Raw genomic sequence first — 13,063 nt, 5'->3', positions numbered from 1 at the left:
ACGCCGAAGGTTGGCCAGCTTCGCAGCCGCATAATAATGTCTCGCGCCTGGTGACGCTGGTAAGGAGAACAAACCAGGACGCCTCCCTCTTGGGGACGCGGGGAAGTCGGTCGAAAAGGAAGGGAATGAAACTAACGCTTCAGCAACTGGAAGCCCATCTATGGGGCGCAGCCAACATCCTGCGCGGCAAGACGGCGGGCCAGGATTACAAGAACTACATCCTTTCCCTCATGTTCTACAAGCGCCTCTGCGACCAATGGGAGTGCGAAGCCGACGACGCAATCGCCGACCTCGAGCGTCAGCAGGGCCGCGCGTTCACCGAGAACGAGAAGGCGGTCTTCCGCAAGCGCGGCGAGCATCGCTTCCGGATCCCGGACGGCTCGCGCTGGGGCGACGTGAAAGCGGCCTCCACCAACCTCGGCGAGGTCCTTACCAAGGCCATGCGCGCCGTGGCGAATGCCAACGACGAGCTGCGCGGCGTCTTCACGGTGGACTGGAACCAGCCGGCGCCCGACGGCTCCGGCAAGCCGCTCATCCCGAACGAGGTGGTCCACGCGCTCGTCCAGCACTTCGACGAGCACGACCTCTCGAACAAGAGCGTCCCGCCCGACGTGCTGGGCCGGGCCTATGAGTACCTTATCAAACAGTTTGCCGACGACGCCGGCGCCAAGGCGGGCGAGTTCTTCACCCCGCCCGAGGTCGTGGACACGCTCGTGCGCATCCTTGAGCCGCGCCCCGGCGACACCGTCTACGATCCCACTGGCGGTTCGGGCGGGATGCTGGTCCACACAGGCGATTACCTGCGCGAGAAAGGCCATCACGCCACGAGCGCCCGCTACTTCGCCCAGGAGATGAACTGGGGCAACGCCGCCATCGGCAAGATCAACTCCGTGCTGCACGGCCTCGAGGCCGACATCAAGGCCGGCGCGAGCACGATCACCGATCCCCAGTTCCTCGAGGAGGGGCGGGTCAAGCGCTTCTCGCTGGTACTCGCCAATTTCCCGTTCTCCGACGAATTCTGGTGGCTGAAGCCGGAGCAGCAGACGGACGACAAGAAGAAGAAGGACAAGCTCAAGAAGGAGATCTTCGGCAAGGAAGGCTTCAAGGACGCCTTCGGCCGCTTCGGCCGCGGCACGGGCTTCCCCGCGCCGCCTGCCAGCTACGGCGACTACGCCTTCATCCTCCACATCGTCGCCTCGCTGACGGACGACGGCCGAGCCGGCATCGTGTGTCCGCAAGGCGTACTGTTTCGCGGCCAGCCCGAGGTCGAGGAGGAGACGGGCGAACTGGACGAGGACGGCAACCCGAAGGTGAAGCGCCGCAAGCCCGACGACGAGCACCTGATCCGCAAGGCCCTTCTCGATTCGCGACTGATCGACGCGGTGATCTCACTTCCGCTCAACGTCTTCTACGGAGCCGGCGTCCCCGCGTGCCTGCTGATCCTGCGCAAGCAGCGCCCGGCCGAGCGCCGCGATAAGGTGCTTCTCATTTACGCCGCGCGGCACTACCGCGAGCTTTCTGCTCAGAACGAGCTGCGCCCGCAGGATGTGATGCGGATGCTAGTTCACTACCACGCCTATGGCGATGCGACCAAGGTGCCAGGCCTTGTGAAGGAGCACGCGGGCCGCATCCGCGCGCAGATCGATGCGCGCGAAGCGGAAGAGACCGGGCGCATCGAGGCGGAATACCAGCCCCAGGCCGACAAACTCGCGGCGCTCGACGCCGAGCTGACGGAGACCCGCCAGCGCGAGGCCGCCGCGAAGACGAAGCAGGACGAGGAGAAGGTCGCGGCCGCTGTCGCCAGACTGGAGAAAGCGCGCGAGAAGATCGCCGCCAAGGTCGCCGAGCGCGACGAGCGCATCGCCGAGGCGCGACGCCGGGCGGAGGACGACCGTAAGGATGTGGCCACCGTTGGTAACGAGCTGATCGCCCTCTACGCGGATCCCGACGAACTGCTCAAGCACGCGCGCGTAGTCGATCTCGGCGAGATCGAAGACAACGAGTTCAACCTCAACATCCCGCGCTATGTGGACACCTTCGAGCCCGAGGCTCGGGTGGAAGTGAAGGACGCGCTGAAGGCGCTGCGCGAGGCCGAGGCGGCTGCGAAGTTCGCCGAGAATCAGCTCGGGATGTTGCTTCAGCAGTCCGGCTTGCTGCAGTAGGGCCAATGCTAACGCTGAAAGAGGACACGATGCTCGGGGATGTCCCTGATGCTTGGGACGCCAAGCCGCTGAACCGCCTTCTGAGCGCGGATTATCCGGGCGACTGGGGTGACGAACGTGGTGCGCAGATGACCCGAGTATTGCGCTCCACCAACCTAACCAACGACGGCCACCTCGATCTGTCAGACGTGGCGCTTCGCGCGCTGCCAGCGCGCAAGGTTGCGTTCCTGGAACCAAAAAAGAACGACATCCTGCTGGAGCGCTCCGGCGGAGGTCCGGGTCAGCCGGTTGGCCGCGTCGGCTTTGTGACAGCAGACATGCATAGGCACGCATTCTCGAACTTCCTGCATTTGCTCCGGCCTGATCCCAACGAAATCGAACCACGCTTTCTCGCGTGGGTCCTCTACCAGGTCAATCGAACGGGGCGGATCGTTCGCCTCGAGCAGCAGACGACGCAAATGCGGAACCTCCATTTCCGCGACTACCTCACCATGCCCGTTCCGGTGCCACCGCCCGACGAGCAAGCCGCCATCGCGCGCATCCTCGACGCCGTGGACACGGCGCTGGAGCGCGCGCGCGCGGCGGTCCAGCGGGCGCGGGAACTTGATCACTCGCTCTTGCACGAGCTCCTGGAGAAGGGGCTCGGTCCGAAAGGGACCAATTCGGGCACGCACCCTCCGAGTTGGATCGTTCGCCGAGTAGACGAGGTCGCGGAGGTCGGATCCGGCGTAACGCTCGGCAAGGACGTTTCGGGCTTTCAGTCGGTCGAACTACCGTACTTGCGGGTAGCCAACGTTCAGGACGGCCACCTGGACCTATCAACCATTAAGACCGTCCGCGTGCGTGTGGACGAGGTCGAGAACTACCGACTCGAAGTCGGCGACGTGCTGATGACCGAGGGCGGCGACATCGACAAGCTCGGGCGCGGGACGATCTGGGAGGGGCAGATTCCGGACTGCCTCCACCAGAACCACATCTTTCGGATTCGAACGAACAGGAAGCTCCTCGACCCTGCGTTCTACGCTCTGGTCGTCGAGTCGGACATCGCCAAGCGATACTTCAATCGTGTCGCTAAACGTACCACGAACCTCGCATCGACGAACAAGACGCAGGTCCGCGCCTTTCGCTTCCCCGTCCCGCCTACGGTCAAGGAGCAACAGGATATCGTCCGCGTGATGAAGGCATCGAAGGCCACGATCGCTGTGCTCATAGCCAAGCAGGTAGCGCTCGCCGAACTGAAGAAGTCCCTCATGCACGACCTCCTAACCGGCCGTGTGCGCGTGCGCGACGTTGCGACGGTGGCCGCACTATGAGCGAGTACGCCTACGTCGAGCAGCCCATCCTCGGCTGGCTCTGCGGCGAGCCAAAGGCGAAGTACGGCGCGCGAAGCCTCGGCTGGACCTACCGCGACGAAGCGGCGATGGCGGTCTACGGGCGGCCGCTCGAGGACCCACTGGTCGAGAAGCTGCTCGTCGCGGCCATCCTGCGCATCAATCCGGCGGTGAAGACCGATGCACATGCGAAGCTCGCCGTCGCCGCTCTGCGCAAGACGATGTCGCACCCGGACAAGCTCACAGCGAACCGCCAGACGCTCGACCTGCTGCGCGACGGCGCCAAGGTGGTTCTCGAGCCGGGCGCGGACGCGACGACCGTCCACTTCATTCAGTTCGATCCTGCAAAGCAGGACGATAACGATTTCACCGCCACCAACCAGTACCGTGTCCAGGGCGTGAAGCAGTGCCGCGAGGACACGGTCCTGCTCGTGAACGGCATTCCGCTCGTTATCGCCGAGTACAAGAGCTATATCGCGAGTGCCAAAGACTGGCGCGAGGCGGTGCATCAGCTCCACCGCTACCAGCGTCAGGCGCCAGCAGTGCTGACACCGAACGTGTTCTGCGTGGCGGCCGACGAAGAAGAGTTCCGCTACGGCACGGTGCTCTTCCACGATGCGAGCAAGGACGACATCGAGCGGCACCTAGACTCGTGGGGCCGGTGGCTGAGTCTCTACCCCGAGCGCCACGGCTGGTGGAACGAGCCCGAGGCTGCCGACCCCAAAGACCCGCTGGAGGCGCCGGTGCGGGGGCTCCTGCGCCTTAAGCCCGCCCATCTCCTCGACTTCCTTCGGCACTTTGTCGTCTTCGAGACGAAAAAGGGGAAGACGACCAAGAAGATCGCACGCTATCAGCAGTTCGAGGCGGTGAACGAGCTGGTGGATCGCACGGTGTCGCTCATCGGCAAACCGGTTGACGCACAGGACCGCACCGGCCTCGTCTGGCACACCCAGGGTTCGGGCAAGTCGCTCACCATGATCTTCGCCGGGCAGAAGCTGCGTCGGCATCCGGCGCTCGATAACCCGACGGTGCTGATCGTCGTGGACCGGCGCGATCTCAAGACCCAGCTCTCGGACGACTTCGAGGCCAGCGATTACCCGAACGTGGAGAAGGCGCTCGGCGTAGAGGATTTGAAGCGCAAGCTCCGCGCCGACTGGCGGGGCACGCTGGTCACGACGATCCAGGCCTTCCAGGATATGGGCGACCTCGCCCCGCTCAACCGCGATAACGTAATCAGCATGGTGGACGAGTGCCACCGCTCGCAGAAAGGCGACGGCAAGGAGGGCTTCGCGATGACCATGCGCGTGAAGCTCGCCAACGGCTTCCGCTACGGCTTCACCGGCACACCAATCGACCGGACGATGCAGAACACGCACCGCGACTTCGGCCCTCTGAAGGACGGCGTGCAGGAGCGCTACCTGAGCTACTACGGCATCCGTCGCGCGATCCGCGACGGCGCGACGCTCGAGGTGCATTACATCCGGGACCGGGTGCCGTTCGAGGTGGACGAGGCCAAGCTGAACGTCGGCTTTGAGCAGATGTGTGCCGAGATGGAGCTTGAGGACGAGGAGGCCAAGGACTTCGTCCAGCGCCAGCGTGCGCAGTGGAAGGAGCTCGCCCGGCACCCCGACCGCATCGATATCGTGCTCGAGCGCATGCTCAAGCACTTCCTCGAGCATCCCGACCCGAACGGCTTTAAGGCGCAGCTCGTCGCCGTGGACCGCAAGGCCTGCGCGCTCTACAAGCAGGCGCTCGACCAGAAGCTCGCGGCGCGGGGACTGCCGCCCCAGTGGAGCGACGTGATCATCTCCGCCGCCCAGAACAGCGAGCCGGAAGTGGAGAAGTTCGAACACGCGAAGGCGAAGCAGGACGACCTGATCGAGTACTTTAAGCTCACCCCAGCGGAGTGGGAGGCCTGGAACCGCGAGCGGCACGGCGACGATCGCACCAAGTGGCGCCAGCCGCTCAAGATCCTAATCGTTTGCGACCGCCTGCTCACCGGCTTCGACGCACCGGTCGAACAGGTGATGTATCTGGACAAGCCGCTGCGCGACCACAACCTGCTCCAGGCCATCGCCCGTACCAATCGGCCATTGCCGGCGATGAAGAAGCGCACCGGCGTGGTGGTGGATTACTTCGGCGTCTTCACCAATCTGGAGAAGGCGCTCAATTTCGACGAAAGCGTGCGCGAGGAGTCGCTGATCGACTGGGACGCCCTGCGGGCCACTGTCCCGGGCGAGGTAGCCCGCTGCATGGAAACGTTCGACGGCATCACCATCGCCGATACCCGGGAGTGCCTGCTCGCAGCCTTGAGGCGCCTGCGCGATCCAGAGGCAGCGAAGATCTTCGAGCACAACTTCGGGAGTCTCGAGCGGCTGTGGGAGGCGGTCGCGCCCGACCCGTGTCTCTACCCTCATCGGCACCAGTACAACTGGCTCTGCGGGATCTATGTCGCGCACCGACGCCGGCAGCGCGGAAGCAAAGACACGTACGGTGAGCTGTCCGCGAAGACCCGCGAGCTTATTCAGGAGAACACGACGTTCCTCGACATTGCCGAATCGCTGCCGGTCTTCAGGATCGACAAAGACTACGCGACCAGGCTCGACGAGCTTCCCTCCCCGGCCGACAAGGCCGCTGCGCTTGAAGCGATCCTCACGGCCGAGCTCTCAGAGGACGATCCGAGCTTTGTGTACCGGGAGCTCGGCGAGCGTCTTCAGCGAGTGAAGGAGCGCAAGGACGCCGGCGACGAGGCGGCCGCCCGGCGGCTGCGCGAATTGCAGGAGCTCGCTGCGGCGCTCGCAGCGACAAAGGAGGAGCCCGAGCGGCTTGGGCTCACCCAGCCTGGAGAATATGGGCTGTTCACGATCCTTCGCGCTCATGCTGCGGACACCGCTGAGGACTATGTCGCGGATTGTGCGCGGCGTATGGCCGCTCATCTGCGCACTAACGGGTTGCTCGCGACCGGCTGGAGCAGCTCAATTGGAGGTCGAATGCGCGTCGAGCAGTCGTTACTGGCGGAGTCCTGGAATCCCCAGTACGAGCGGCTCGGCTTCAATCGCGACAATCCGGACCCGCCTTTCCTGAAGCCGGCGGTGAGCGAGCTGGCCAAGGCTGATGGAACGGGGTGAAGGCGTGACGTCCGAAACCCGGCACCGGATCCGGCTTGGTGATCGAGTGATCGATTATCGCCTCGTTCGGTCTAAGACCGCACGCAAGCTCCGCGTGCGCGTGGGACCGGAGGGCGTCGCCGTCGTGCAGCCAATAGCGCGCAACGGGGAGGAAGTGGCTGCGTTTCTCGCCGCTAATGAACGTTGGATCGTCGACCAGATTAACCACGCCGAGCGTCTGCGCCGTGTCCGGCGCTCCGAGCACCGCGTGGTTGGCGGGATCCTCTTTCGGGGTGAGCCGGTGCGAATCCGCGTCGAAACGACGACATCGAGGGCCGCGGGAAACATGGTGCGGTTTGTGAATGGCGAGTTCGTCGTGTTCCGAGGCCGTGGTTCGCGCATCCCCGTGTCGCGAAGCCTCGAGCATTGGCTACGACGTGAGGCTCGGCGAACGATCGAAGCACACTTGGATACCCTAGCGGTTCGCCTTCGCCAACGACCGGAGCGCGTCTACGTGATGGGGCAACGCACCAAGTGGGGCAACTGCTCATCGCGCAGGAACCTGTCATTCAACTGGCGGCTCATCCTCGCGCCGGACTTCGTCCTCCGCTATCTCGTGACGCATGAGGCGGTGCACCTGGCCGTTCCGGATCATTCGGCGAAGTTTTGGCTCACCGTGCATAGCCTGTGCCGAGAATCCGAGCGTGCGAAGCAATGGCTGGCTGCAAACGGCCGCCAGCTCTTAGCCGCTCTTCCGAACCTCCCGTAAACAGGCACTAACAACAACAGGGCTGTTTCTAACAGTCGATAATTAATTCCTTATCAGAGTCTGGTTAGGGCCTCGCACATCATTGCGTCCGTCAACTGCACCGCTGCATTCGCGCAAGGATCATGGCTAAGTATCTGAATTCACGGTAGGAGTAACGCAGGCAACTTTCGTACGCAAACAGCGCTTCATGGTTTGCGGGGAATTGGGGATTACCTTAGTTAGATGAATGTGTGCACGCAAGCCAATCGGGCGAGTAGCGTGAAACGGCAACGCCGGCCGGAAGTAGAAGCAGAACTGCGTGAGGCGATTCGTCTATCGCCAAGCCAGTGGGTGGATGCGGCTCATCGCCTTCGCGCCGAAACGATTGGCGCATTGGCACGGGAGGCCAAGGTGCAAGGCCGGCCCGAGATCTTCGGTTCGCTCATCCTTCAGCATCTTCATCGACGCGCAATACCAATCGCCGCGCACAACGCACGCGGCCTGTCGTCTCCCGAGGCGCAAGAGGTGGTGGAAAAGACTCTGCACTTGATTACCGAGTCACTGCTTTGCCCTACACAGGATATTCACTACATCGAGATTTCCTTCGGCTCTTTTGTCAAAAGAAAGGCCATCAACTTTGCAAGGGACGCTCGACGCCGCGGCGCGGGCACCGAGAACGTGTTGCTGTCTGAAGAAGAAGATCCGCGCCTCGGCATTGATCCACAGGAACTGGAGCGCGAAAGATGGGAGCTTTTTCGCACGATCGATGTACGGCTCGCCTTGGACAAGACGTTGCCGAAGTTTTCGGACGAGATGCGGTCCGCCTTTAACTATTGGTACTTTGACGGCCTCCCGATAGAAACAAACGATCCGGAGGTGTTGTCGATTTCGAAGCTTGCCCGCCGGGATAAACGGACCATCTATCTCTGGTTCAGGAAGATCTTCAACGAGCTGAGACAAGAACTTGGAGAACAAGATGAGCGCTGACAACCTGACACTCGATGATGTGATCGAGCTAATGATGCAGGAAGTCCCTCGGCCGACCGCCACGACAGCGAGGGACTGGGGCGACCGCTACCCCGTATATCGCGACCAAATTGCCGATTTCGTGGCTGAGTGGCTTTTCCAGGAGGGCATGACCGAGAAAGCGGCCCTCATTGACGAGTCCGCACTCCTGAATAGTGCGACTGAGCATCTCAACCGAGTACTCCAGGGAGAGCTAGATGAGCGTTTTCCCGGCGTCCTTGCCGCTGCTGAGCGGATCGGCCTAGACACGGCGAGCCTTGGCGAGCGAATGGGCGCCAACGAGTATTTCATCGAAATGATCGATCGGCGCGCGGTATCGCTCGAATCTGTTCCGGGTGCCTTCCTTTCGGCGCTATCGGAGGAGCTTCGGTGCAGCGTACGCTCGATTGCGCGTTGGATGACCGGCGGCGCGGGAGAGCCGAGTTTTGGCGTCGCCGTTGGGCAGGACGAGGCTGACAGCAAGTCCTTCGCCCAGGCCTGGCGTGAAGCGGGTCTTTCGCAAGAGGCGCTTCGCCGTTGGAGTTGCAAGTGAGCGGAGTGCGCTTCATGCTTTGAGCCTCGTTGGGGATTTCCTTCCTATGGACGGTGCAAAAGCCGTCGAGAACAGGAGCCCCAATGGAAAATATCGAAGTCTTCGTCCAGGTGGAAGGTGATACGCGCACCGAGATCCTGGTGGTCTCGCGCGACGCTTCCGTGAACGATATCGTGCGCGCCGCAGCCCAGAAAGGCCTGCCGGTGCCCGCCGATGGCGGTCTCGTCTTTGTGGAAGAGGCGGAGGAGGCGGTCAAGGCTACGCTTTCCGCCGAGCAGGCGGGGATCAAGAAGCACTCGCGTGTGCATATCAGCCGCTGCAAGAAGATTTCCGTCGCGGTCCATTTCAACGCCGAAACCGGCAAGGAGGAGTTCCCTCCGTCCGTTACTGTGAAGAAGGTCCGCAATTGGACCTTGAAGGAGTTCATCAAACACGACCAGGACCAGGTGGACTACGTGCTGCAACTGTGCGAAAGCGACATTCGTCCGGACCTCACCACGCAGCTCGGCGCGCTTGTGAAGCAGGGGTGCAAGGTCTGCTTTGACCTGGTGCCGGTTCAGCGCGTCGAGGGCTAGAGTGTCCGAAGCGCAACGTCCCGACTATCGGACGCTTCTCGAGCACTTGGGAGCGGCACCCTTCGTGCTCGGCGGCCGAGACGGCCGATGGCGACTTCTGCGCGTGGCATGGCCGTTCGCGGACATCGCCATCGCCGCCGCACTGCGCGAGGGGTCTCCTTCGGAATACGCGATGCGCTTCGAGTGCACGGGCTACCCGAGCGGAGTGACCGGACGGCTCTGGGATATGGAGGAGGATGCTCCTTTGCGGGTTGCGCGCTGGCCCGGTGGCAAGAGCCGCGTGCCCGCCGTATTTCGCGCGGATTGGAAGGGCGGGTCTTGTCTCTACCTTCCGTGCGACAGAGTAACCATCGAGGGGCACGAAAACTGGCGCACCCAGCACCGCTCGATGTGCTGGTCTCGCTCGCGAGGAATAGTTAGTTATCTTGAGGTGGTCAGTGAGCTTCTCACTTCGAAGGACTATACGGGCGTTCGCGGCGCCTAGGCACCGCCTAGCGTGCTCAAAAGACCTTTGGCGCGATTGCCGCGATGAGCTGGTTCGCCGCAGCCAAGGCCGGCATGAGAGCGGCGCCTTCTTCCTGGGAGAGAAGCTTGGTCGCCGGCGTCTTGCACGTAAGGCGGTCTACTACGACGAACTCGACCCGAAAGCCTACGCAAGCGGCGTGTGCGTCCTCACTGGCAAGAGTTTTGGAAAGCTTTGGAAGATCTGCCGCGAGGAGGGCCTTACCGTGGTCGCCGACATCCACACGCATATGGGGCAGGCGTTCCAAAGCGAGGCAGACCGGACCAACCCCATGGTTGGAGAGCCTGGCCATATCGCGCTCATTGCTCCAAACCTAGGCCGTGGCGTTAGCCTCGACGATCTCTGCATTTACGAATACCTCGGCGCTTACCGATGGCTTGATCACTCCAACTGGTCATCAAGCATCTTCTACGTCGGCTTCTGGGCCTAACCGTGACCAAGACACACATCACCCCCGCTGAGCTGAATCGAATCGTGAAGCTCGTCATGGATACAGGCGACGCGGCATCGATCGAGGACGCCGAGAAGCTTCTCTCTCGCTACGCCGTGCGTGTGCACTTCGGTCGCGCCGGGGCGCGGAGCCGTGCTATGCAGGCTGCTCTGCTCACCGTCATCGTGACCGGGCGGCGTGCCTTGCCCGGGGGCGTCTTCATCGAAGGTGACTTCGACGTCCCCCTTTCCGTGCCGTTCGCCGGCTATGCCACGCTTGGCGAAGCTGCTAAAGCGCTCGGCGCTCGTGCCGGCGAGGCTGAAGATTATTCACTGCCACTAATAGTGTTCGGAGAAGGTCTACCTCTGTGCGCAAAGGCGCCTATTGCCGTTCGTTGCCTTACGGCTGGCTGGCGCGGTGGTGTTGTACCAGCCGACTCCGATCATAAGCTTCTGCCTGGCGATGACATCGCTCTAGCCGGGATTCTTGCTGGTGCATTGGCGGTTTCGGAGGTATTCCAGCATTTGCGCGGCGGCTTTGCGCAAGCGGGGCGGCGTGGCATCGGGCAGTCACTCTGGGCGCCCGATGCGACCAATTGGCTGGCCGAGATCACTGGTGAACCGGCCCTGGAGTTCTTGCCGAACGACCTTTGGCTGATCGGGCTGGGTCATCTGGGACAGGCGTACCTATGGTCGCTTGGTTTCCTGCCCTATGTCGATCGTGCTGACCTTCGGCTCTTTCTTCAGGATTTCGACACTCTCGATGTAGCCAATGAAAGCACGTCGGTCCTGACGAATCAAACGATGCGCCACCAGAGCAAAACACGTGCAATGGCCCACTGGGCTGAACGCCAAGGCTTTCGCACCGCGCTTATCGAGCGCGTGTTTGGGGAGAACATAAAGGTGCAGGACCATGAACCTGCCGTCGCTCTTTGCGGGGTAGACAATCCCAGCGCGCGATCGGCGCTCGAGGATGCCGGTTTTTCATGGGTTATCGATGCAGGCCTCGGCGCGGGCGTGAGCGAGTATCTCAATATGCGTCTCTACAGCTTCCCCGGTCCGCGCTTGGCGAAGGAGATTTGGGGAAAAGCGAGACGTCACCCAAGGGTCCTTCCTCTGGATAAACCGGCTTACAAGGCGCTGAAAGACGCGGGGCTTGATGAGTGCGGCCTCACCCTTCTCGCAGAGCGCACGGTGGGGGCGCCTTTCGTTGGTGTGGTGGCGGCGACCCAAGTGATTGGCGAGGTCCTCCGATGCCTACACGGTGGCCGGCCAGTGCTTGCGATGGATGCCACGCTTCGGTCTTTCGACGATCGCATTGTCGTCATGGGAGAAGCAGGAAGCCGGCCGAACCTCGGATTCTCCCAAGCAGCCCGCGGTAAGGCCTAAATCGCAGTAGCCGCGCGGTGCCGGGCTTGGAGGGCATCGCGCTGCCGCAGGGACATAACGTCGATGGCCGCGCTGCGATTGCTTCCCTGGACGTAGAGATAAGGTCGATCGCCGGGGGTAACCCCGAGATATAGTAGTACCGCCTCGGTGAACCGTACCCGAGCGTCTTGATGCTTGGCGATCAGGCGGTAACGATCCGCAAGCGCGCGCAGCATTTCTTCCGAGTCCGGATGTACCTCGAGCTCGGTCTTAAGTCGCTCCAGTCGGCTTGAAATGCTCTCCACGGGCCAAAGGCGGATGTGCTGTGGTTCTGCCAATTCCGCATACACAGAGCCCGGCTCCCCTCTTGTGAGCCAGTTCGCTACGCGACGGACTTCGGCAGGGCAAAGCAGTCTCTGGTCGTTCCCGAGCTGGGCAACGTCGCCTACGAAGATGGCAGGCAGATCGGCTGAATGTTCAGACGCCTTGGTCGCCACGGTGCGGAGCTATCTGGGGAAATAGTTCTTGACCGCCAAAAGGCCGGTGTGCAAATATAAGCAGGGACAATAATACCGCTCCGCTGAGTTGTCTTGGGAATCGCGGAGCCAAATGGGGATGGCTGCAAAGACTCTTGCCCGCCCGGCGCGAACGAATTCAGTTGCGTGTCCAGGCCCCCCTTTTCAGTCTCTCGGGGAGTCAGTAAGGTTGACTCCCTTCCTCTGCAGCCAACCACCTCGGATCTCCAATGAGTGCTCCGCGCGCTGATCTTCATCAAGCGAGCCTTTTGAGCTACGGCTTCCTGGCTACCAGGGCGGAGAAAGCGGCGAAGCTGCTGGAAGAGAACGAGACCCTCTCAGGTTCCGATATCGAGGCGCTGAATGAAGCTGCGCAGTTCCTGAAAAAGATATCGACCGGTGCTGAGTACCTCACTACCAAGAATTTCCAGGCCCAGGATCTTTTGGGTGCCCTTGATGCCCTGAGTCTCGCCATGGATCCAATCAAGACTCTGGCGACGCTCTTCGGCGATCGGGAGATCAGCCAAATATTCTCGGAGACGGCAGAAACTGTCTCCAAACACCTCCAAGGTCGGAAGGTCCCCCTCACAGAGAATGAGAGGAGGCAGATTCAGATCTTCAGGCAGTTCTTCGACGCGTTATACGCCTACGTTTCTTCCATGCTGGAGCAAGAGGCCCCGGTGTTAGGGCCCGGGGTACGCGGTGAGGGGATAGAGGCTTTTTCGCGTTAAATCAGCGAACCCGGTA

The 13,063-nt window shown here is 62.1% G+C and carries 12 protein-coding genes; 10 read left to right on the top strand and 2 right to left on the bottom strand.

Annotated elements, in window-relative coordinates; genetic code table 11:
- Positions 1-125: 125 nt before the first annotated feature.
- The 8 genes from VNM24_07035 to VNM24_07000 all read left to right on the top strand — a co-directional run bounded on the left by VNM24_07035 (position 126) and on the right by VNM24_07000 (position 9,965).
- Positions 126-2,162, top strand: a complete 2,037-nt coding sequence (locus tag VNM24_07035; protein HWQ38354.1) for an N-6 DNA methylase — start codon at positions 126-128, stop codon at positions 2,160-2,162.
- 5 nt (positions 2,163-2,167) lie between these two features.
- On the top strand, positions 2,168-3,475 hold the full coding sequence (locus VNM24_07030) for a restriction endonuclease subunit S (protein HWQ38353.1): 1,308 nt from the start codon (positions 2,168-2,170) through the stop codon (positions 3,473-3,475).
- Positions 3,472-6,621 (top strand): HsdR family type I site-specific deoxyribonuclease, encoded by a 3,150-nt coding sequence (locus VNM24_07025; protein HWQ38352.1) that lies wholly within the window; start codon positions 3,472-3,474, stop codon positions 6,619-6,621. The genes VNM24_07030 and VNM24_07025 overlap by 4 nt, the downstream gene beginning before the upstream one ends.
- The gene (locus VNM24_07020; GenBank protein HWQ38351.1) at positions 6,608-7,369 is read left to right on the top strand and encodes a YgjP-like metallopeptidase domain-containing protein; all 762 of its coding nucleotides are present in this window, start codon (positions 6,608-6,610) and stop codon (positions 7,367-7,369) included. Before VNM24_07025 ends, VNM24_07020 begins: the two co-directional genes overlap by 14 nt.
- A gap of 258 nt (positions 7,370-7,627) precedes the next feature.
- A complete protein-coding gene (locus VNM24_07015; GenBank protein HWQ38350.1) occupies positions 7,628-8,335 on the top strand; it encodes a hypothetical protein in 708 nt (235 codons plus the stop codon).
- On the top strand, positions 8,325-8,906 hold the full coding sequence (locus tag VNM24_07010) for a hypothetical protein (GenBank protein ID HWQ38349.1): 582 nt from the start codon (positions 8,325-8,327) through the stop codon (positions 8,904-8,906). The genes VNM24_07015 and VNM24_07010 overlap by 11 nt, the downstream gene beginning before the upstream one ends.
- 29 nt (positions 8,907-8,935) lie before the next feature.
- Positions 8,936-9,481: a hypothetical protein gene (locus tag VNM24_07005; protein ID HWQ38348.1), complete on the top strand. Its 546-nt coding sequence runs from the start codon at positions 8,936-8,938 to the stop codon at positions 9,479-9,481.
- 1 nt (position 9,482) lies between these two features.
- Complete coding sequence (locus VNM24_07000) at positions 9,483-9,965, top strand: hypothetical protein (GenBank protein HWQ38347.1); 483 nt, start codon at positions 9,483-9,485, stop codon at positions 9,963-9,965.
- A 16-nt stretch (positions 9,966-9,981) separates the two neighbouring features.
- On the opposite strand, the gene VNM24_06995 is transcribed toward VNM24_07000, so the two are convergent.
- The gene (locus tag VNM24_06995; protein HWQ38346.1) at positions 9,982-10,296 is read right to left on the bottom strand and encodes a hypothetical protein; all 315 of its coding nucleotides are present in this window, start codon (positions 10,294-10,296) and stop codon (positions 9,982-9,984) included.
- Between the two features lie 182 nt (positions 10,297-10,478).
- On the opposite strand from VNM24_06995, the gene VNM24_06990 reads away from it, so the two are divergent.
- The gene (locus tag VNM24_06990; protein ID HWQ38345.1) at positions 10,479-11,822 is read left to right on the top strand and encodes a hypothetical protein; all 1,344 of its coding nucleotides are present in this window, start codon (positions 10,479-10,481) and stop codon (positions 11,820-11,822) included.
- Here VNM24_06990 and VNM24_06985 read toward each other — a convergent pair.
- Positions 11,819-12,298, bottom strand: coding sequence for a hypothetical protein (locus VNM24_06985; protein ID HWQ38344.1), 480 nt, complete (start codon positions 12,296-12,298; stop codon positions 11,819-11,821). The two genes, VNM24_06990 and VNM24_06985, sit on opposite strands and share 4 nt — an antisense overlap.
- A gap of 287 nt (positions 12,299-12,585) precedes the next feature.
- Here VNM24_06985 and VNM24_06980 point away from each other — a divergent pair, with 287 nt between their 5' ends.
- Positions 12,586-13,047, top strand: a complete 462-nt coding sequence (locus tag VNM24_06980; GenBank protein ID HWQ38343.1) for a hypothetical protein — start codon at positions 12,586-12,588, stop codon at positions 13,045-13,047.
- Positions 13,048-13,063: the final 16 nt, after the last annotated feature.

This window comes from Burkholderiales bacterium (assembly GCA_035560005.1).
GTDB lineage: Bacteria > Pseudomonadota > Gammaproteobacteria > Burkholderiales > Eutrophovitaceae > DASRFY01.
Note: the sequence above shows the minus strand (reverse complement) of the source record. Positions and strands in the feature narration are given on the sequence as shown.